Origin of the sequence: Acinetobacter pittii, from assembly GCF_022449185.1 — a bacterium.
Taxonomy (GTDB): Bacteria; Pseudomonadota; Gammaproteobacteria; order Pseudomonadales; family Moraxellaceae; genus Acinetobacter; species Acinetobacter pittii_I.
Map to the genome: position 1 here is coordinate 1153372 of NZ_JAKUKO010000001.1, position 21430 is coordinate 1174801.

The following is a 21430-nucleotide window of genomic DNA, read 5'->3' on the forward strand; positions in this document are numbered from 1 at the left end:
CCTTATTTAACCCGTTGTCCGGTAATTTCGTTAAAGAATGCTTTATTGTCAGGATCACGGCCAAGGAAATCTTTAACTAATTCAGCCGCTGGTTTTTGGCTACCTTGTGACAAAATGGTTTGACGGTAACGCTGTCCAACTTGCGGATTATTAAGATTGTCCCCATAAGCAGAAAGCATGTCTAAAGCTAAAACCTCAGACCACATATAGCCGTAATAACCAGCTTGATATCCTCCCATCAAATGCCCAAACTGCCCCGGAAATTCGGTTGTTGGTACATAACCTAAAGCTGTAGCAGCTTCCATTTTTTGCCAATTTTCTAAAGGTTTTACTTTTAATGCATCAGCAGTATGCAATGACATATCGTACTGTGCATAAAGAGTTTGACGCGCATAACGCAAGCCACGACCATAGTTATGTACAGCTTTTAAACGGGCAATTAACTCATCGTCAACACGTGGGCAGGCTGGATCGCAATAATCGGCCACTTTAGATAAGGTTTCTTTACGGCGTGCCCACTCCTCATACATTTGAGATGGTGCCTCTACGAAATCACGCTCTACAGAGGTTCCAGACTGACTGGCATAACGTGTATTTGACAAAATACCGTGTAGAGCATGACCAAACTCATGAACAAAAGTTTCAAGCTCATCGCTATTTAGCCCTTTACGATTAAAGTTCGTGACTAGTGCTGAAACTGGTAAGCGGTTTGTTAATGTACTACCACCATATACTCCCCAAACGGCAGCATGGCCATACTTCCCTTCACGAGGGAATTTATCCATATATAAGCCACCAAGAAGCTTTCCTGTTTTTTTGTCAACTACATCGTAATATTCAACTTCATCCTGCCATGCTTTAACTTTGGCAGGTTTAAAATCAATACCATAAAGGTCAGATGAAATAGCAAACAACCATTTTTGAGCAGCTAAAGTTGGGAAATAATCACGAAGTTTTTCCTGATCGATCTGATATTTACTCTTACGAAGTTTTTCACTCCAATACGCTTCACTCCAACGTGTGATCTCGGTTTTTTCTAATGGTGTTTTTAATGTTTGTGCTTTAAATTCACGGAGTTCTTCTACTTCTTTACGTTCAAGTGGCGCTACTGTTTTCTGGACTTCTGCTAAAAATTGATTTACAGCCTCAGGCGTTTTAGCCATACGGTCTTTTAAAACCCAATCTGCATAACTTGCTTTTCCAAATAACTGCGCAAGCTCATAACGTAAATCAATTGCCTGTTTGAGTAGTTTTAAATTTTGCTCAGTACCTCGTCGAGTAAAAGCAATTTGATATCTTTTTCGGGCATCATCATTATCTGCCAACTCCATAAAAGGACGATATTCCGGATATTCAAAACCTAATAAATAATTGCCTTTAGCATTTTTCTTTAATGCTGAAATATAACTTTGAGGTAAGCCTTTCATCTCTTCAGGAGTAAACTCAAGTTTCTCTGGATTATCACGGACGTTACGGGCATATTCTTGTTCGAGTTTGGTCAACTCATCCAGAATGGCTTTCATTCGTGCACGTTTGACTGGCTCAAGTTGAACACCTGTGTCTTCAAACTGATCTAAGATATCTTGACGGCATTTTTGGTCTATCGGATCAGTAGCTTTTGTATTCTTAATAACGTTATATAATTTTGAATTTTGGAATATATCAGTATGAAACTGATTAATTTTGATTTCACAGTCTTCTGCTGCCTTACGTAACTTTGCATCTGGGTCTACGTTACTATATAGACTTATAGGACCTGAGAAATCTTCAAAATGCGCAAAAATTTTATCCCACTTTGCCAATATAGGCGCCGCTGCTGCATTATCTTTCACAGGCGTTTTTTCAAAATTTGAAATCTCTTTCTGAATCTTTTTTAAATTCGCATCACACCATGCTGGAAGTTGTTGTGCTTTAAGTAATGGTAAAGTAGGACGTGTTGTCTCTGCCGTTGCAAATTGACTTATACCCATGGTCAACACACATAAGGTTGTCATTTTCAGTGCGTTATTTTTCATCGTATCTCCAATTTTTTTCATTTAATGATTAGATTTAGTATTTGTATCAATATCGAAATACATCCACTCTGCATGTAAAATTGGATGCTTCTTATATCCAATGATTTTTGGTTGAGCCAGCATATTCCGGTAGCGTGCATAAGAGATTTGGACAGGCATATACACTTCTAACAACCGTGTCATTTTTCGATAAAGTGCATCTCTCTCAGGACCTGCTTGCATTTGTTGCGTTTGGCGATACAACTGATCAAACTCTGGAATAGAACCACAAGACCAGTTCGTCATATGTGTATTAGGTCCATAAAAATTCTGCATAAAATTATCACCATCTGGATAATCGGCTATCCATGCAGAAGACCCGAACATACCGTCGCATTGTTTTTGCGCACGAATAAGATCTGCAAAGAGCATGGGTTTAAAGACCATACGGATATTCAAACTATCAAAATTTTTCTTCCAGAGTTCAGCGCTTTGCTGCCCAATACTGTCATTGCGCGCCATATATTCAATAACAAGAGGCTTACCGTCTGGTTGAGTACGCCAACCTGAGGCATCTTTTTTATAGTGATATCTATCTAATAGTAAATTTGCTGCTTTCACCGAATATGGGGTACTGGTTCTGTATTGAGTGTCATTACCCACTACACCTGGTGGAATCGGAAAATGCAGACGCTCGGCATCATCATTTCTTACTAGTTTAATTTCTTGATCTATCGAACGAGACATCGCAATCGCACGGCGTAAAGCAATTTTTTCTTTACTCATTCCCCCAACAACTGGATTTTTAAGATTCCAATAAATATAGCTAATTTCGGGGTCAACAATGCGAGATAACTGCACACCATCTTTAGCAAGTTCAGGTCTTAGTTTGCCGTCTTTAATCGCTTTTGCGACCAATTGACCTTCAAGCTGAAATATATCAACCTCACCACGCTGAAATGCTAGCCATCGTGATTGGTTTTCTTCCATCACCTGAATATCAATTGTGCCGATTTGAGGCATTTTTTTACCTTTAAGCCGTTTTACTATTGCCTGATCTTCAGGACTGCTGGCATTAAAGTTCCAAGTAAAGCCGCGATAATCAGGATTCGCTTTTAAAACAATACGCGATGCTGGTACCCACTTGCTCAGCACATAAGGACCTGTACCTACAGGGTGGCCCATTACATAACCTGCTTTATCTTTATATTTTTCGATGACTTCACGTGCCACTGCACCTGTCGGGTCATGTGCCAGTAACAAAGGAAAGTTATAATCTGGCTTAACTAAACGAATCACCAAAGTGTATTTATCAGGTGTTTGTAAACCAATTAGCTTTTCGTCATAGTTAAATTTTCCAGTTTTATTGGCTGCGTTTATTAATGCATCCATACCTTCAATTTTGTTCTCTAGCAACCAGCTATTTGGAGAACGTAAATTCGGGTCCAATAAGCGCTTAAAAGAGTACGCATAATCATTGGCTGTTAATTCTCGTGGTTTACCTTTAAAAACAGGGTCCGGTGTAAAATAAATTCCCTTTTTAATGTGAATGGTATAGGTCAAACCATCAGCACTGACTTCTGGCATAGCGGTTGCTATTTGCGGAATAAGCTTTGCCGGCCTTGCTAAATAATCATAGGTATATAGAGTTTCAAATATCGATGTGGTTACATGCGCAGAATATAAATCATGGATATAAGCCGGGTCGAAACCTGTCTCAGCTGTTGGAAATACATAACGTAAAACTTTATTCGGATCGGCTGGGCTTTTCGCAAAAATACTTGTAGATCCCGTTAAGGCCATACTAGCGAATAGCAAGCTGATACTACAGTGCTTGAGCTTTTGTTTTAAATTTTCAGTCATCATGATCTTTATCTAAAATTATTTTTTAATAGGAGTAATATCAAGATATTGCCAGTTTGTATTCATCATAGGATGGGGCTTAAAACCCTGAACTTGTGGCCGTACTAACCAGTTACGAATTCGAGTTACATGAACAATCCATGGGTTATCAGCTTCAATCTGGCGATTGAGCTTTTCATAATATGGTAGACGTTGTTGCGGTGGTAAATGAATGGCCTGAGTATAAAGAGCGTCATATGTTTTAGACTGATAACAAGCATGGTTTCCCTGTCCAGCATTTGGTCCGTATAATAATTGTGCAAAATTATCTCCTTCAGGATAGTCAGCAATCCATGCCCCACTCCAAATCATATATTTACATTGAGTTGCGGCTTTTAAGTTATCTGCAAAATTACTTACCTTAAAGTCAGCTCGAATGCCAATCGCATCAAGATTCTTTTTCCAGAGTTCTGAGTGGATAACTGAGGCGGAGCTATTTTCTGTATTGATTTTTAAAATTAAAGGTTTCCCATTTGGCTGGGTTCTATAACCATCAGCACCTTTTTTATAACCATAATAATCAAGTAATTTATTTGCTAGCAACGGGTTGTACGCTACGCTACTTTTATATTTCGGGTTATAGCCATTTACACCTTCAGGTATAAACATTTCAGCCCGAACAGCTTGCCCTTTATAAGCCTGTTTTATACTTTCTTTTTGGTTATACGACAAAGTAATTGCTCTACGAAGAGCGATCTTTTCTGGGCTAAAACCACCAATCACCGGATCACGCATGTTCATCATCGTATACGTAATTTCAGGTTCCTTGTATGGGAAGTGTTTAATTCCTCTTTTTTTAAAAGAAGCTTTAAGCTGATTTCCATCTAAAGCTTGAGGAACAGCATCTGCTGTAAGTTTGTCAAAATCTAATTGACCCGACTGAAAAGCTAACCATCTTGACTGTTGTTCTTCAATAATACTGACCACCACCTTTCCAATTTGTGGCATTTTCTTACCGCTCATTTCTTTAACAAGCTGGTTATCCCAAGGTGTTCCTGTCGACTTAAAGTTCCAGACAAAACCACGATAATCAGGATTAGCAATCAACTCGACCTTACTTCTTGGTACATATTTACTTAACATGTAAGGGCCTGTACCTACGGGATGCATACCAATACGGTCACCGTAATAATCAACAACCTCTTTAGCAACTCCGCCAAAAGTAATATAGGCAAGAATATAAGGAAAATTATAGTCTTGGCGAGTTAAGGTAAATTGTAGAGTATATCGATCAAGCGCTTTAACTCCTGCAATTGGAGCAGCATAATCAAATTTTCCAGTTTTCTTTGCTTGGGCTACAACAGCATCGGCACCTAGTAACTTACCATCAATGAATGAAACAGACGGTGCTCTATTTTTCGGGTCTAAAATACGTTTAACCGCATAGACGTAGTCTTCGGCTACTAGCTCACGGCGTTTACCTTTGAAAGCAGGATCACTAGTAAAATAGATACCTGGCTTAATTTTAAAAGTATAAACTTTACCGTCTTGTTCCACTTTGGGCAGGCTCTCTACTGTATAGGGAGCTAACTGTAATGGACGTGCTAGATAGTCATATTTGAGTAAAGGCTCAAAAATTGCCTCAGCAATATTAGCGCTATAGAAATTGGTGGTTTTAACCATATCGAAGCCATCATCTGGAGCTTCATAGGCAACATGCAAAATTTTGTTTGGTTGCGCTGGCGTAATTGCGTAAGCACAAGGAACTGATGTAATAGCCAGACTTAAAATGGCGAGCTTAAAAAATTTTAATTTCAAGTTCATACCCACGTAATTAGTTTTTTAAAAGATATTATCCTTTTGAGTAACATCTAAATCTGCATAAGAAAAGTTCTTTTTCAACAGATAAGCCTATTTGGGCTTAATTCTTTACTTTTCCATGAGCCTTTTTATTTGAACAAATGGAAAAATAAAGTCAGAAACCCAATCTTTTATAACTACTGAAAATAAAGCGAATTTCATGCCATTTATTAATATTCATCACAAAATAATTAATAATATTAGAAATTCATATTTTTATTAGGTACTTAAAATGGTTTGAACTATATAAATAAAAGTAACTTTTTGCCAAATATTATATTTGTATATGTTAATCATCTAATACCTTAAATGCACAAATAAAATACATTAATGACGCATTATGATTCATATTGAGACAAATCAAATTAACAAATAGTTATAAAATAAATAATTGATTTAAAATAGAAAATACAACAAAAATCGGCATCATAAATAGTATAACATTACATATAAAAAGGTTCTAAAACGATACATTTTTATTTATTAAGCATGTGAAGAGTCCAGCAATGTATGTTTTTTATACAAAAAAATTTGAAACTTTTAGCCAGCGTTAAAAAATTTTCCAAACGGAAAATTTATTTTTGTTTAATGACAGATGAACCTTCGTGCTGAACCATAATAAAATCAATATATATCAATATTTTGCATAAACTAAAAAAAGAAAAATATATAGTTGGCACTTGCTTTGCTTAAAAACTTTCCAGCAATATCGCTAACGACAACAAAAAGGGATCAAATCCACGATGAAAAAAAAATACAATGTTCGATCTCAGGCAACCCCCAAGATCAGCAAAACAATTCTTAAATTAAGCACCCTTAGTTTAAGTATGATGTGTCTTACCCTGACACAGGCAGCAGAAACTGAACAATCAAGTAGTGATGAAAAACCAACAAAAGTCGTAAAAGTTGCCGTTACAGGTTCTTCAATCAAAGGAGTTGCAGCACAAAGTGCTTCCCCCATTACCATCGTAAAAGTTGATGAAATCTTAAAACAAGGGGTAACAACAACTGAAGAAGCTTTAGCAAAGATCAGCGCAAACCAGTCTAATTTTGTTACTGCCAGCAACGTAGGTACAAGTAAAACAGCTGGCTCGGCAGCAAACCTTAGAGCCTTGGGTGCCAATAAGACACTTGTTTTACTTAATGGCCGTCGATTAGCTGCAAATGCATATGACAGTGGCGTTACCAACTTAAATATTATTCCACTCGCAATGTTAGACCGTATTGAGGTTTTACGAGATGGTGCCTCTTCCATTTATGGGACTGATGCAATTGGCGGGGTAATTAACTTCATTACCAAAAAGCAGTTTACAGGACTTAATCTGACTGCTGGCTATCAAAAACCAGAACAAAAAGGCGGCGAGCAGCAAGACTACAGCATTTTTGGCGGTTTTGGTGATTTAGACGAAAATGGCTATAACGTTTTTGGTGTTGTGGACTATCGCAAAGGTGATGATGTCATGGCCAAAGACCGTAAAGTTAGTCGGCGTGGAGGGATATTACCCGAATTAGGTGTCAATAGAACCAGTAGTGGTTCATTCCCTGCCAATGTCCCTGGTTTAGGTAACCCTTACGCATCCACTGGTTGTGGTAATAATCCTCTTAATAGTAACGATGATGGAACTTGTCGATACAACAGCCAAGCTGTGATTGGAATTGTTCCTAAAACAGAAGACATCTCAGCTATGGGCCGAGCTACTTTTAAATTAAATGATAATTTTAACGCGATTGCAGAATATTTATATGCAAGAAGCGAAGTCACTACTTCAGTTGCGCCTGACGTATTTTTTGATCTGACGCTTGACCCTAGTAGTAAATATTATCCGGGTAAAGGTATTACTCCAGCTTTAGCAGGCGCTACTGGAACTATCCCTCTATATCTGCGTTCACAATCAGGTAATCGTGTAAGTAATAGTATTAACCAGTCACATAGAATATTTGCTGGTATTGAGGGCGAAACTCATGGTTGGGACATTAACTCCGGTGTTACCTATGCACATAGTAGTGCATCGGATGCTCTCGTAAGTGGCTACTTAAATTATGATAAAACTCAAGAAGCTTTAAATAATGGTATTTTAAACCCATTCGGACCACAAAACCCTGAGGATGCCAATGCTTGGAATGAGTTAGGAGTTGAAGGTAAATATTTAAAAGCTAATCTAAATGCGACTACTGTCGATTTCACTGCAAGTAGACCTATATTTAAATTACCAGCAGGAGACGTGGCTTTTGCAGTTGGGGCAAGCTATCGCTATGAAGATTGGACTTCAAAAGTTATGGCTGATATTGCCCGTGTAGCTCCAAGTGCAGGTAGCGATCCAGATGAGCCAGAAAATAATGGTGATCGTAATATTAAATCGGTATTTACTGAATTTCATATCCCCCTTCATAAAACTTTAGAAGCTCAAATCGCTGCTCGTTATGATGACTACAATGATTTTGGTGATACTTTTAATCCAAAATTTGCACTTCGTTGGGAACCTATTAAACAGTTAATGTTCCGTACAACTTATAGTACAGGTTTCAGAGCCCCAACACTTTGGGAGGTGAATGGTCCAAATTCGATAACTAATACAGGTGCATCATATGATGATCCATTACTTTGCACAGGTGGCGAAGTACAACCAGGAGGAAAAAAAGAACGCGATTGTAATATGCAATTCGACAGACAAAATGGCGGGAATAAAACTCTAGATCCAGAAGAATCAAAGTCTTTTACAGCTGGCTTAGTGTTTGAACCAATTAAAAATTTAGCGTTTACTCTCGATTACTTCAATATTGAAGTCGACAAGCAAATTGCTACACTTTCGGAAACTGCTATTTTTAATGACCCTGTGAAATATGCAGACAAATTTGTACGTAATCCTGATGGTTCATTAGATTATATTATTACAACACAACAAAATTTAGGTGGAATTAAAACTTCAGGTTTCGACGTCGGTTTAAGTTGGGTTTCTCCAATGACTGCTACCGGTCGCTTTGGTTTCAATATTGATGGTACATATATAACAGATTACAAATATCAAGCCGAACCAAATGGTGAGTGGATAGGTGTTGCTGGATCATATAGCGGCTTAGACTATCAATCCATTATTCTGCGATGGAAACATACTGCAAACCTAAATTGGAATTATGAAAACTGGGCTTTAAACCTACAACAAAACTTCTCTCGCGGGTACCAAGATCAAAACTCCAATGACCAAAACCATAGAGTCAGTGACTATACAACCTATAATATTTCAGGCACATACAAAGGTTTTAAAAATCTAGAAGTTACGGCGGGCATTAAGAATATCTTTGATGAAGACCCTCCTGCTTCTAATGTAATTGATAACTTCCAAATGGGATATGACCCACGTTATGCCGATCCTTTAGGACGTACTTACTTTGTACGAGGTACTTATAAGTTCTAAATGGTTGTTCTGCAAATGTAGCTTACAACAGTTAGTTTGCAGAACAAATACTCATTCTTAGCCAAACAGTCATTTTAAAAATTGTTTGTCTACAGTTTCAGGAGTAACTATGGGCATGACTTTTACAGACATAGAAAATAAATCTGCCAAACGCCTAATTGGTATTGCTGCAGTCATTTTTCTGCATCTTCTTGTTGCCTATATTCTGATGTCAGGTTTAGCAAACAATATTCAAAAACCAGCAGAAAAACCTGTGGAATTACAAATTATTCAGGATATTAAGCCGCCTCCTCCACCAAAGCCGGAAGAGCCAAAACCTAAGGAAAAACCACCTGAACCACCAAAAATGGTAGAAAAAGTTGCCAAGGTTCCTGAGCCAGTGAAACAGGTCGAAAAAGTTACACCTGTACAAAAAACGACGCCGGTGACTCAACCAACGAAAGTGGCTACCCCGGCTCCTGCTGCACCTAGTACCCCATCGCCAAGCCCTGTTGCTACACCTGCTCCAGTGGCTGCTGCGCCGGCACCAAAACCAGCTGGGGTGAGTCGTGGTGTTTCAGAGGGTTCAGCTGGCTGTGAAAAACCAGAATATCCACGCGAAGCACTTATGAATGAAGAACAAGGGACAGTGCGAATACGTGTTCTGGTTGATACATCCGGCAAAGTTATTGATGCCAAAGTAAAAAAATCGAGTGGTAGCAAAATTTTAGATAAAGCGGCCACTAAAGCTTACAGCTTATGTACGTTTAAACCAGCAATGAAAGATGGCGTACCTCAGCAAGACTGGTATGAAATTGAATATCCATTTGTAATTGAATAAACAATTGAATTAGCAAGAAATTAAAAAATATTGGAGATATATGATGAAAAAATCAACTCAACCCTTAGTTCGTTTCGCTTCTGCAAGTTTAATCGCAGCATGCTCGTTACTTCCATTAAGCTCGGTTTTTGCAGAAGAAACAAGCCGTACTCCTGTGGTCACAGCAACTACTGAAGCTACATCAAATACAAATACCCCAACTCCACCACCGAAACCCGCAACGAGTGAAACTGTTAAAAACCCTTATGGCCTAGAAGCCCTTTGGCGCGAAGGTGATTTAGTTGCTAAGTCTACCTTATTTATATTAGTACTCATGTCGATTGGAACTTGGTACATCATCATCTCTAAACTATTGCAGCAAGGTAAAGTTAAACGCCAAGGTAAAGAAGCTGAAAAACACTTTTGGGAAGCGACTTCCCTTGATAATGCTGCAGAAGGTTTAGAACAAAGTAGCGCTTATCGCTTTATTGCAGAAAAAGGCATTAATTCAACTAAATCACATGGCGGTTCTTTACTTGAACGAATCGATTTTAATACATGGGTGAGCATTTCAATTCAACGCGCAATTGAGAAAATACAAAATCATTTAGGTGGTGGTTTAGCCTTTTTAGCAACGGTAGGTTCTACTGCACCATTTGTTGGTCTTTTTGGTACTGTTTGGGGAATTTATCACGCATTAACAGCCATTGGTATCTCAGGTCAAGCATCTATCGATAAAGTTGCAGGCCCCGTTGGTGAAGCTCTCATTATGACAGCGATTGGTCTTGCAGTCGCAGTACCTGCTGTACTTGGTTATAACTGGCTTACACGCCGCAATAAAGCAGTTATGGAAAATGTCCGTTCATTTGGTTCAGATTTACACGCAGTTTTATTAAGTGGAGAAATTAATACCAATAATTCAGTTAATCGCAGTATTAAATAATTAGGAGCAAACATTATGGGTATGAGTGTTGGTTCTGAAGATGATGACGAAATGATTGGCACAATTAACACGACACCTCTGGTTGATGTCATGTTGGTTTTACTTATTATTTTTCTTATTACTATTCCGGTAGTCACACATACGGTTCCAGTGAAACTACCAGAAGAAAAAAATACTCCATATGCAACCACGCCTGAAAATATTCAACTGTCAGTAAATAAGAAAGGTGATATTTTCTGGAACGAAAGTTATGTGCCTAGTAAAGAGATATTACTGGCAAAACTTCAAGCAGTGGCACAAAAACGACCTCAGCCAGAAGTTCATATCCGGGGTGATCAGCTTACCCATTTTGAAGCGATAGATCAGGTCATTAGTACGACCAAAGAAGCTGGTATTGGCAAAATTGCTTTTGTTACTACCCCTCCAGCCTCCCCGTAATTAACTTAAGGAGAATTTTATGGGTATGAATGTCGGTTCAAATAATGATGACGATGTGATGTTGGAAGTCAACATGACACCTCTTATTGATGTCATGTTGGTACTCATTATTATGTTTATTATTACCATACCTGCACCAAACAACGCGATTAATATTAATTTGCCAAATGGCACACCGCCACCAACAAATGAAAAACCACCTGAAGTGATTGATGTAAGAATTGATGCAGTAGGCAAAGTATTTTGGAATAACCAAGAGGTTTCTGACCGAAAGGCACTAGAGACTTTATTTCAAGGTGTTGTTGCTAAAAAAGATCAAGACCAAATCAAACTCAAACCAGACCAGATGGCTGAATATAAGAATGTAGCGATGGTCATGGCTACAGCACAACGTTTAGGTGTCACTAAAATTGGAATTGTGAGCAGTAACTAATATTGCTTTTCAATATATTTAATTCTATTAACTCCTGCGCTAACTTGAATCTTCAGTTAGCGTTTTTTTTAATTAGAAATATTCAACTCTAAAATAATATCTCCACACTCATCATATTCTCCAGTTTCTTGAAAACCCTTTTTTTTCATAAAGTTTTCCAGCCACATAGTTGGATGATTTATACATTGTTCGAATACGCTTAGCTCCTTTTGCAGCCATTTCATCAATCGCTATTTGCAATGCAATGGTACCACAACCTTTAGCCTGATTATTTGCATCAATCATAAAACGAAACAACCAAAATAATGTCTCATCAGGTGGATCAACTTCGATACAATACATTAAGAATCCAATGACTTTATCATCCGAAAAAATCACTCTTGGACAATAATGTGCTTCCACTTTAGACTCAGCAATAGAATATACATTTGGTGCAACATAATCTTTTTGAGATTCATCCAACGATAATCTCGCACATAGAATCCAATTCTCACGATCAAGATCTTTTAGACTAATCAAATTCAAAACCTTTTAGCTATAAATTCCCTTTCTATAAGCACAAAATATACCGAAAATAAAAAAGCCTCCGAAGAGGCTTTTTTTCAAAACAGGATGAAATTAATCACCTGTATAACCTTTTAACTTCAAACGAGCCGCATGAAGTAAAGGCTCAGTATAACCAGAAGGCTGTTCACAACCTTTGAAGATAAGATCAGAAGCTGCTTGGAAAGCAATATTTGTTTCAAAGTTAGCTGCCATTGGTTTATACAATGGGTCATTCGCGTTTTGCTCATCAACAATTTTTGCCATGCGTTTAAGCACTTCTTCAACTTGTTCACGAGTCACAATACCGTGACGTAACCAGTTAGCAACGTGTTGAGAAGAAATACGTAATGTTGCACGGTCTTCCATTAAGCCCACGTTGTTAATATCAGGAACTTTCGAACAACCCACACCTAAGTCAACCCAACGAACAACATAACCCAAGATACCTTGGCAGTTATTTTCAAGTTCATTGTTAATCTCTTCCGCTGACCAGTTTGTATCAGGTGCAAATGGAGGTGTTAACAAGTCATCTAATGATAACATTTCTTCAGCTTTTAACTGATCTTGACGTGCTTTTACATTCACTTGATGGTAATGCATGGCGTGAAGTACCGCACCAGTTGGAGATGGAACCCAAGCACATGAAGCACCAGCATTTGGATGTGCAGCTTTAGTTGCTAACATATCTTTCATGCTATCTGGTTTTGGCCACATGCCTTTACCAATCTGTGCTTTACCTTGTAAACCACATTTCAAACCAATTGCAACGTTACGGTTTTCGTAAGCAGCAATCCATTTTTGTGTTTTAACCGCTTCTTTACGAACAACTGGCGCAGCTTCCATAGAAGTATGGATTTCGTCACCCGTACGGTCCATAAAGCCAGTATTAATAAAGATCGTACGGTCTTTAGCAGCAGCAATACAGTTTTTCAAGTTTACAGACGTACGGCGCTCTTCATCCATAATACCGATTTTTAACGATTTAGGTGGTAATCCAATCGCCTGTTCAGCACGCTCAAATAACTCTACAGCAAACGCAACTTCTTCAGGACCATGCATTTTTGGCTTAACAATATACATAGAACCTTTACGAGAGTTTTTATTTTCGTTTGTACTACGGATATCAGCAATTGATAACAATGGAGTTACCAATGCATCCATAATACCTTCAAAAATTTCTTCGCCGTCTACCAAAATAGCTGGGTTAGTCATTAAGTGACCTACGTTACGAAGTAACATAAGTGAACGACCATGAAGTTTTGTTGTACCACCAATTAAGTTTTTAATTTCGCGGTCTTTATTCAAATCACGAACAATCGTTTTACCGTTCTTTTCGATAGATTCTTGAAGTGTACCCTTCATTAAACCTAACCAGTTACGGTAACCTTCAACTTTTTCTTCTGCATCCACAGCCGCAACAGAGTCTTCCAAATCTTGAATTGTGGTTACTGCCGCTTCAAATGTTAAATCTTTAACACCCGCTGGATCAGTTTGTCCAATTGGGCTATTTGCATCAATTTCGATAATGACATGAAGACCATTACTTAAAAGTACAACTTCTGAAGGATTTGCTTCTTCACCGTTGAAACCAACGAACTGAGCTTCATGGGCTAAACCTGTTTTTGAACCATCTTTTAAAGTTACAACAAGTTTATTTTGCTCAATTGCATATTTTGTTGCATCTGCATGTGAACCTTGAGCAAGCGGGAAAACTTCATTTAAGAAATTCTTAGCGAACTCAATAACTTTTGCACCACGAACAGGATTATATCCTTTACCTTTTTCAGCTCCACCTTCTTCAGAAATTACATCGAAGCCGTAAAGTGCATCATATAAAGAACCCCAACGGGCATTTGCTGCATTTAAGCAATAACGTGCATTACGTACAGGTACAACTAACTGTGGTCCTGCCAACAACGCAATTTCTTCATCTACATTTTCAGTAGTGATTTGAAAATCTTCAACTTCTGGTAATAAATAACCAATTTCAGTTAAGAACGCTTTATAAGCACCTAATTCAAATTTGTTGTTACGGTGCCACTCATCAATTTTTGCTTGTAATTCATCACGCTTAGCCAATAATGCTTTATTTTTTGGGCTAAGATCGACAACAACTTGCTCAAAGTTCTTCCAGTAAGTTTCACTATCTAAACCAGAACCTGGTAAAGCTTCATTTTCGATAAAATCGTAAAGTTCTTTAGCAATCGCTAACTTGCCTTTTTGAATACGTGCAGTCATTGTCTTTCCTGAAGTTGCTACTTTTTATACCAAGAGAATCCTAGTATACCGATTTAAATTAAGCTGAATACTAATATCACATTCCTAAATAGTAAGCATTTTCCCTTGCAAAACTATTGACAAAGATAAATTTTTCTATAAAGGAAATATTAAAATTCTAACTAAGATTCCCATCAATTTATTCAATATTTAAAGATACTGAAACTAGACTTTTTGTTAACAGACAAAAAGTTTCACTATCTTGTTTTTCTAAAGCGTATTTAGTTATATCAAACTTTGCTGCGTGAAAAAGCACTATTTAATTAAATTTATCTATTTTTTGTTATAAAAAAGCGCTCAATCTAGAGCGCTTTTCATATCTACTTTACTTAAGAGGTTTTTGTAGCATCAATATGTCGGTGTTCAGAATGTAAATATTCATCAGACTGCATTTCTAGCAAACGTGAACGCGTACGTTCAATTTCAAATGCTAACTTTTCACCTTGATATATATCAATAATACTATCTTGAGACGTTAAAAGTAATTTCACACCTCGATCGTAAAACTCATCGACTAGATAAATAAAGCGACGAGTACCTTCTGACAAGAAATCTGTCAAATGAGGAACATTACTCACTAGAACCGTATTATAAATATTCGCAATTTCAATAAAATCTGCTGGGCTACGTGGTTTAAAGCAGAGTTCAGAAAACTCACACCACAACACATCTTCTGTATGTCCCAAAGTCTCGACAACACGATTATTAATCACAATCGGCTCTTGAGAATGAGCTTGTGTATGAGTTAAAGCACTAAAACGTTCAGCCATCCAGCTTTGAGCTTCATTCGTTAATGGCGATTTAAATAATTGAGCTTGTTTTAGTACACGCAAACGATAGTCCACACCTGCATCTACATTTAAAACAGCACAGTTCTTTTTAACCATTTCAATGGTTGGCAAGAAACGATCACGGTGAATACCGTTTTTATATAAGCCATCTGGTGCAATGTTTGATGTTGCGATTAATGTCACACCACGAACAAACAATTTTTGGAATAAATCGCTTAAGATCATTGCATCTGTTACGTTTGATACAAAGAACTCATCGAAACAGATAACGACAGCATCTTTATAGATTTGGTCAGCTACGATTTCAAGTGGATTACGTTGGCCAGAAAGCTTATTTAGCTCTTTATGAACATGTTGCATGAAATGATGAAAATGCATACGCGTTTTACGGCGAAATGGCACAGATTCATAAAATTGATCCATCAGCCAAGTTTTTCCACGGCCTACTCCGCCCCACATATATACACCTTTAGGTGAAGTTTGGCGACGGAAACGACGGAAAGCTTTTTTTGAGGCTTTATAACGGTTTAAAAGTTCTTTCCATACGCGATCTAATTCTTGCACTGCCTGTGCTTGCGCTTCATCTGCCATAAATTGACCTGAAGCTAAAGCCTCAGCATAGCGTTCTGCTGGGGAAGAAGGTGTGAATGCAGTACTATGAGAAGATTTTAAATTTAACATATCGTTTTATTTCAATTTTAACTGATGAGAGTATAGCGAACATTTTGTTCAACCACATTAGCTTTTAGCATCAAGAGTTACGACGATGACTCTTTTGCATATTGTCGAGGACTCTGTCCAAACCATCGTTTAAATGCATGATTAAATGCCGCCGGTTCAGAATAGCCGAGTAATTCAGCAACAACTTCTATTGAGTATTCCCTATATTCCATAAGCTTCAATGCCTTATTCTTGATAATTTGTTCACGAATTTGCTTATAACTCGTATTTAGCTGTTGCAGTTGATGCCTTAATGTCCTTTCAGGCATTTTCAATGCAAAAGCTGTTTCCGCCATGCTCGGGATAATTCCTTGTTGCAGTTCAAGATAATCTTGCACACATTGTATGATATGTGGAGTGTGATGATCTTGTTGATTTAATCTTGTTATTTCTGCAATACATTTTGATTCATAAATACGATGTGTAATGATATCGGCAGAAGGAATCTTGATTTCAAGTACATCCTTACTTAGGCTAAATGCCGCATATTTACCATTAAAATGCACATCTTCGCCATAATATGCAAAATAGCGTGACAAAGTATCGATATCAGTAGGCTTTTCAAATGGAAGTTCTATACGCATCGCAGGCATTTGCAATCCCATCATCGTATAAATATCTTGAATAAACTTATAAGTTCCTGAGACTTCACATTGTGCCCGTAACTGCCCAATTTCCGTTCTTAAATCAACAGGCAAATAATTTAAAATGGTCCGCTCATCAGTTTCATATAAAGCTAAGCTACCAAATAAATGTGTAAGCTTTTGATATTTTATACCTTTATTTAAAGCAGTTTGAATATCATTACTTGTAACAAGTAACATAAGCAATGGGCCGTAACCCGCTAAAGCGTAATGCTGTCCAATAAATAAACCCTTTTCAGGCTCTACATTTTTACTAATTATTTGTTGAATGTCCCATTCAAGACGATCATGAATTGTGGAACTCGGGTCTAGAGCATCGACTTTAATACCTATATCGGCCAAACGTGAGTCGACATCAATGCCAGCATTGCGCATTCCTTGAATTAAATAGATTAAACCAAGTATCGACCGTTTCATTCTTCTATCAATTTCCCTAGACTGAAATGTTTTACTATAAAGAAGCAAGAAAATTAATTGCCGAATCTATCAATTTTCACGTCGATACAATCATGTTTAAACTGATTAAAAAACGTTAGTCTTGCGTGCAATCCTCTTTTCAACTTATGCAGGGTTTCCAATGCTAAACGCAAAGCAAGATGCTATTCAAAAAACTAAAATCGCTATTATTGGTGCTGGCTTTGGTGGCCTAGCAATGGCAATCCGTTTACTACAAAATCAACAGCAAGACTTTGTTATTTTAGAAAAATCAAACGATGTCGGTGGAACTTGGCGAGAAAATCGTTATCCAGGTGCAGCATGTGATGTTCAATCTCATATGTATTCATTGTCTTTTGCACCCAAAACAGATTGGACAAAACGCTATGCTGAGGGACCAGAGATCTTTAATTATATTCAAGACATTACACAGAAATATAAAATTAAAGATTACTGTAAGTTTAACCATGACGTAACTCATGTCCAATATGATGAAACACGTCATGTGTGGACTCTAGATTTTAAGAACCAACCTTCTATAGAAGCGCAATTTGTAGTTTTTGCATCTGGGCCCCTACACATCCCACAAATTCCTGCTATTAAGGGGATCGAGAAATTCAAAGGAAAAGTGTTTCATTCCTCAAAATGGGAACATGACTATGATTTAAACGGGAAGTCAGTCGCATCTATTGGTACAGGTGGTAGCGCAATTCAATATATTCCTGAAATAGCCAAAGATGTTAAACAGCTCTATGTATTTCAAAGAACAGCTGCATGGGTAATACCACGAGATGAGCGCAAATATTCAAGCTTAAGTAAAGCATTATTCAAATCTTCTAATATTTATCGCCAGATTCATCGTAGTCGTCTTTACTGGAGTAATGAATCTCGCGTTGTGCCCATTGTTCAACCTCAAATCATGAAGTATGGCCAAAAATTGGCAGAAGCATTCATCCGTTTTCAAGTTAAAGATAAAGAGTTAGCAAAAAAACTCACACCTGACTTCGTTATGGGGTGTAAACGTATTCTTATCTCCAATAAATACTTTCCTACCTTTAACCGAAAAAATGTAGAGCTAGTAACCGATAGCATTCAAGAGATCAAAGAAAATAGTATTGTTACTAAAGATGGTCGAGAACGACCTATTGATTGTTTAATTTACGGTACAGGTTTTATTACTGACCCACGTATTTATTTAAAACATTTCACATGTATCGGACGTAATCAAATCGAGTTAAAACAAGCATGGAAAGATGGTGCTGAAAGCTATTACGGCATTATGACTAAAAACTTTCCCAACCTATTCCAATTGGTAGGTCCTAATACAGTTCTAGGTCATAATTCGATTATTTTTATGATTGAATCTCAAGTAAATTACATTTTACAGCTTATTCAGTTAGTAGAAGAGTCTGGTCAAAAAGCAATTGAGATCAAGCCTGAAATTCAAGACGCCTTTAATGAACGTGTCCAAAAGCAGCTGCAGGGAACCGTATGGCAAGCTGGTGGCTGTAGTAGTTGGTATCAATCTGCCGATGGTAGAAACTTTTCACTATGGCCAACTTACACATGGAAGTATTGGTTAGAAACACGTAAAGTTAAGCCCAAAGACTACTTACTTTTAAATAAAAGCTCACAAAGCTATGCAGTTTAAAATGTTCAAGACATAATAGGTAGGTTGATAACAATCTATCTATTATATGCAATCTTTTTATCTCATCATTCAAATTTTTTTAGCACTGGCTTTCGGTTATTTCCTAGCACCCAAACTATCTCTAAATATCCGACAATTTATATTTAAAATACTGCCCTATTTTTCTTATATTCTTTTAGCTAGTGTAGCTTTTGAATTAACCTTGGCCCTTGACCAAATTGAGAATCCTTCTGCCATACTCCCACCCGCTATTATCATTGCTCTTACCACGTCTTTTGGTTCGTTCTTTACGTGTTTATTTGCTTATACAATTTTTGATAAACAAAGTGTTAAAGGCAAAATTTCCCTACAACTTTTTGTAAATGCTTTAAAGAATATTGCGAAGGCTTTTCTTGCACTAGGTGTCGGTGTTTTATTCGGCGCGATCATTACTCAATTCACCTCACATATCGCATTTAATAGCTGGTATTTGTTATTACTTTTTATTTTTTTAATTGGTATCGAACTTGCCTTCACCCACTTTAACCGCACATGGTTAAGCTGGAAAATTTTAATTGTCCCCTTAGCTGCTTTTATAGGGTCCTGTATAGCAGGCTTTTTGAATTACTATTTACTTCTCAAGCATTTTACACTTAATGAAACTTTAGCTTTAGCACAAGGCTATGGCTGGTATTCAATGTCAGGGATCTTATTTACGCAATTACATTCGGCAGAGTTGGGTGGTATCGCCTTATTAACCGACTTATTTAGAGAAATTGTTGCTATTTTTCTAATGTATACCATGGGTTGGCGTTTTCCACGCCCTGCTATCTCAAGTGCTGGAGCAACATCCATGGATGTTACCTTAGCAATGGTAAAACAGTCATGTGGTACACATTATGTACCACATGCCATGATGAGCGGCTTATTACTAAGCCTACTTGCCCCGTTATTAATTAGCTTATTCCTAAATTTTTAGGCAATCGAAGCAAGAATAGATTTCAACATTTCTGTTGGCTGTTCTGCTTTAGTAATCGGTCGACCAATTACCAGATGCGTAGAGCCATCAAGCATAGCTTGCTTTGGAGTTACAATACGTTTTTGGTCGTCTGCATTAGAACCTTCTGGACGAATACCAGGTGTTACTAAAGAGAAGTCTTGCCCAATTAATTCACGAAGAATCTTAGCTTCTTGAGCTGAACAAACCACTCCATCCAAGCCACTTTCTTTCGTTAAATTAGCCAAGCGCTTTACATGCTCTACTGGCTCAACATCTAAACCAATATCTTTTAAATCTTCACGACCCATTGATGTGAGTACTGTCACAGCAATAAGTTGGGTTTGATAGTTACCTGCTTTTAAACGTTCCACACAAGTTTCCATCATTTTACGGCCACCTGAAGCGTGAACATTTACCATCCATACACCTAAATCAGCCGCTGCACATACTGCTTGAGCTGTAGTATTTGGAATATCATGAAATTTAAGATCAAGAAAAACTTCAAAATTTTGTTCTTGTAGTTTTTTTACAACAGATGGGCCTTCATGAGTAAAAAGCTCTTTACCTACTTTTACGCGGCATAAAGCAGGGTCAAGCTGTTCAACAATTTTTAAAGCGTCATATTGGCTTTTTGCATCTAACGCAACAATGATACTCAAGAGACTTTCTTCCATCATATAAAATCAGCGTTATTATAATAGACAAATCATGAATGAATAAAGGAATGTAGAGAGCTGCTTTCCAAAATTAAAGCGATAAGAACAAAAGCGTTTATATTTAGAAGAATAAAAGAAGAGATAAAATTTAGAGAGATACTACTCTTTACTCATTAATAAAGAGTAGTACGGGGATTATAGCGGAGTAGAATTTTTATCTTGCGGATAAATATCTACAACGGTTTTTTCATGTCTTACATTTGCAGCTGCTTCAGCCGCTGCTAATTGAGCACTTTGGATTTGTTCTTTTCTTAAATGGTCAATATCTTTACGCAGGCGTTTAATTTCCCAACCTTTTTGGAATACTCTGAAAACCTGTACACCAAGTAAAAGACCGACCACTGTTCCTAGTACTAATGTGAGTAGCAATAATAAGCCTAAACGCATAGCTGGAACTTGGGTAAATAACAAATCAACAGAAAGTTCTGTTGGATTCTGCAAAACAAGTGCTAAAGAATAGCCAAATACAACAATAAGCAATGCAATTAAAATATAACGCATAGGCACCCCGACTTATAAATTTTATTTATTTCCCAGATTCGTTTACTGCGTCACGAAGGGCTTTTCCGGGTTTAAAATGTGGAACAGCTTTAGCTGCAACTTCAACTGATTTTCCTGTTTTAGGATTGCGACCAACTCTTGGATCACGGTGGTGTAAAGCAAAGCTACCAAACCCACGGATTTCAATTCGATTATCAGTTGATAGTGCTTCTATCATTTGATCAATCATAATTTTAACCGCCTCTTCCACCAAAGGTTCAGCTAAGTGTGGGTTTTTTAGCGCAATGCGTTCAATCAAATCAGACTTATTAAGAGCTTCAGTAGTCATCTACGACCTCGTTATTTATTGCTACTCTATGTCGTTCGATAATAACCTGTTTAAATACAAAACGGTAGCGCAGTATGTTGAATACTAGGCTACCGTTTACAGTAATTTGTATAAAAAGTA

At 37.4% G+C, this 21430-nt stretch carries 17 protein-coding genes and 1 pseudogene; 8 read left to right on the top strand and 10 right to left on the bottom strand.

Translation table 11 applies throughout. From position 1 onward, the window contains the following. Positions 1-2 precede the first annotated feature (2 nt). Genes MKX14_RS05350 through hbpA form a run of 3 tightly spaced genes read right to left on the bottom strand, consistent with a single transcriptional unit; the run spans position 3 to position 5666 of the window. Positions 3-2036: a M3 family metallopeptidase gene (locus MKX14_RS05350; RefSeq protein WP_240281959.1), complete on the bottom strand. Its 2034-nt coding sequence runs from the start codon at positions 2034-2036 to the stop codon at positions 3-5. After that, a complete protein-coding gene (gene oppA, locus MKX14_RS05355) occupies positions 2037-3860 on the bottom strand; it encodes an ABC transporter substrate-binding protein (RefSeq protein ID WP_240281960.1) in 1824 nt (607 codons plus the stop codon). A gap of 15 nt (positions 3861-3875) precedes the next feature. Further along, on the bottom strand, positions 3876-5666 hold the full coding sequence (gene hbpA, locus MKX14_RS05360) for an ABC transporter substrate-binding protein (protein WP_240281961.1): 1791 nt from the start codon (positions 5664-5666) through the stop codon (positions 3876-3878). Between the two features lie 139 nt (positions 5667-5805). Between hbpA and MKX14_RS05365 the strand changes: the two genes are divergently transcribed. From MKX14_RS05365 to MKX14_RS05390, 6 genes are all read left to right on the top strand, one after another. Continuing rightward, positions 5806-5919, top strand: coding sequence for a hypothetical protein (locus MKX14_RS05365; protein ID WP_108011651.1), 114 nt, complete (start codon positions 5806-5808; stop codon positions 5917-5919). A gap of 520 nt (positions 5920-6439) precedes the next feature. Beyond that, on the top strand, positions 6440-9109 hold the full coding sequence (locus MKX14_RS05370; protein WP_240281962.1) for a TonB-dependent receptor: 2670 nt from the start codon (positions 6440-6442) through the stop codon (positions 9107-9109). Between the two features lie 109 nt (positions 9110-9218). Then, positions 9219-9929: an energy transducer TonB gene (locus MKX14_RS05375; protein ID WP_046811484.1), complete on the top strand. Its 711-nt coding sequence runs from the start codon at positions 9219-9221 to the stop codon at positions 9927-9929. A gap of 40 nt (positions 9930-9969) precedes the next feature. Beyond that, the gene (locus tag MKX14_RS05380; RefSeq protein WP_080947581.1) at positions 9970-10851 is read left to right on the top strand and encodes a MotA/TolQ/ExbB proton channel family protein; all 882 of its coding nucleotides are present in this window, start codon (positions 9970-9972) and stop codon (positions 10849-10851) included. Positions 10852-10866: 15 nt separating this feature from the next. Further along, positions 10867-11289 carry an ExbD/TolR family protein gene (locus MKX14_RS05385; protein WP_002118000.1) on the top strand — a complete coding sequence of 141 codons (423 nt, stop codon included), beginning with the start codon at positions 10867-10869 and terminating at the stop codon, positions 11287-11289. Between the two features lie 19 nt (positions 11290-11308). Continuing rightward, positions 11309-11722 carry an ExbD/TolR family protein gene (locus tag MKX14_RS05390; protein ID WP_002117898.1) on the top strand — a complete coding sequence of 138 codons (414 nt, stop codon included), beginning with the start codon at positions 11309-11311 and terminating at the stop codon, positions 11720-11722. A gap of 68 nt (positions 11723-11790) precedes the next feature. On the opposite strand, the pseudogene MKX14_RS05395 reads toward MKX14_RS05390, so the two are convergent. The 4 genes and pseudogenes from MKX14_RS05395 to MKX14_RS05410 all read right to left on the bottom strand — a co-directional run bounded on the left by MKX14_RS05395 (position 11791) and on the right by MKX14_RS05410 (position 17117). After that, positions 11791-12241 (bottom strand): annotated as a pseudogene (locus MKX14_RS05395) (GNAT family N-acetyltransferase). 99 nt (positions 12242-12340) lie between these two features. After that, positions 12341-14506, bottom strand: a complete 2166-nt coding sequence (gene glcB / locus MKX14_RS05400; protein ID WP_002117981.1) for a malate synthase G — start codon at positions 14504-14506, stop codon at positions 12341-12343. Positions 14507-14874: 368 nt separating this feature from the next. Next, positions 14875-16017, bottom strand: a complete 1143-nt coding sequence (zapE, locus tag MKX14_RS05405) for a cell division protein ZapE (protein WP_002117902.1) — start codon at positions 16015-16017, stop codon at positions 14875-14877. A 77-nt stretch (positions 16018-16094) separates the two neighbouring features. After that, on the bottom strand, positions 16095-17117 hold the full coding sequence (locus MKX14_RS05410; protein ID WP_046811486.1) for an AraC family transcriptional regulator: 1023 nt from the start codon (positions 17115-17117) through the stop codon (positions 16095-16097). A gap of 121 nt (positions 17118-17238) precedes the next feature. Here MKX14_RS05410 and MKX14_RS05415 point away from each other — a divergent pair, with 121 nt between their 5' ends. Further along, entirely contained in the window at positions 17239-18786 is a 1548-nt protein-coding gene (locus MKX14_RS05415) for a flavin-containing monooxygenase (protein ID WP_080947582.1), read from the top strand. A gap of 46 nt (positions 18787-18832) precedes the next feature. Then, positions 18833-19744, top strand: coding sequence for a lysine exporter LysO family protein (locus MKX14_RS05420; RefSeq protein WP_046811488.1), 912 nt, complete (start codon positions 18833-18835; stop codon positions 19742-19744). On the opposite strand, the gene pyrF is transcribed toward MKX14_RS05420, so the two are convergent. The 3 genes from pyrF to himD form a co-directional block, all read right to left on the bottom strand. Then, positions 19741-20439, bottom strand: coding sequence for an orotidine-5'-phosphate decarboxylase (gene pyrF, locus MKX14_RS05425; protein WP_240282025.1), 699 nt, complete (start codon positions 20437-20439; stop codon positions 19741-19743). The genes MKX14_RS05420 and pyrF overlap by 4 nt on opposite strands. A gap of 177 nt (positions 20440-20616) precedes the next feature. Further along, the gene (locus MKX14_RS05430; RefSeq protein WP_002121360.1) at positions 20617-20982 is read right to left on the bottom strand and encodes a lipopolysaccharide assembly protein LapA domain-containing protein; all 366 of its coding nucleotides are present in this window, start codon (positions 20980-20982) and stop codon (positions 20617-20619) included. A 25-nt stretch (positions 20983-21007) separates the two neighbouring features. Further along, on the bottom strand, positions 21008-21310 hold the full coding sequence (gene himD, locus MKX14_RS05435) for an integration host factor subunit beta (RefSeq protein ID WP_002121337.1): 303 nt from the start codon (positions 21308-21310) through the stop codon (positions 21008-21010). Positions 21311-21430 lie beyond the last annotated feature (120 nt).

Bases quoted from the DNA above. Each gene is read 5' to 3' on its own strand.
- MKX14_RS05390 (WP_002117898.1), top strand. From the start codon at position 11,309: ATGGGTATGAATGTCGGTTCAAATAATGATGACGATGTGATGTTGGAA.
- MKX14_RS05370 (WP_240281962.1), top strand. From the start codon at position 6,440: ATGAAAAAAAAATACAATGTTCGATCTCAGGCAACCCCCAAGATCAGC.
- MKX14_RS05380 (WP_080947581.1), top strand. From the start codon at position 9,970: ATGATGAAAAAATCAACTCAACCCTTAGTTCGTTTCGCTTCTGCAAGT.
- oppA (WP_240281960.1), bottom strand. From the start codon at position 3,860: ATGATGACTGAAAATTTAAAACAAAAGCTCAAGCACTGTAGTATCAGC.
- MKX14_RS05410 (WP_046811486.1), bottom strand. From the start codon at position 17,117: ATGAAACGGTCGATACTTGGTTTAATCTATTTAATTCAAGGAATGCGC.
- himD (WP_002121337.1), bottom strand. From the start codon at position 21,310: ATGACTACTGAAGCTCTTAATAAGTCTGATTTGATTGAACGCATTGCG.
- MKX14_RS05385 (WP_002118000.1), top strand. From the start codon at position 10,867: ATGGGTATGAGTGTTGGTTCTGAAGATGATGACGAAATGATTGGCACA.
- MKX14_RS05375 (WP_046811484.1), top strand. From the start codon at position 9,219: ATGGGCATGACTTTTACAGACATAGAAAATAAATCTGCCAAACGCCTA.
- MKX14_RS05350 (WP_240281959.1), bottom strand. From the start codon at position 2,036: ATGAAAAAAATTGGAGATACGATGAAAAATAACGCACTGAAAATGACA.
- MKX14_RS05430 (WP_002121360.1), bottom strand. From the start codon at position 20,982: ATGCGTTATATTTTAATTGCATTGCTTATTGTTGTATTTGGCTATTCT.
- glcB (WP_002117981.1), bottom strand. From the start codon at position 14,506: ATGACTGCACGTATTCAAAAAGGCAAGTTAGCGATTGCTAAAGAACTT.
- pyrF (WP_240282025.1), bottom strand. From the start codon at position 20,439: ATGGAAGAAAGTCTCTTGAGTATCATTGTTGCGTTAGATGCAAAAAGC.
- MKX14_RS05420 (WP_046811488.1), top strand. From the start codon at position 18,833: ATGCAATCTTTTTATCTCATCATTCAAATTTTTTTAGCACTGGCTTTC.
- zapE (WP_002117902.1), bottom strand. From the start codon at position 16,017: ATGTTAAATTTAAAATCTTCTCATAGTACTGCATTCACACCTTCTTCC.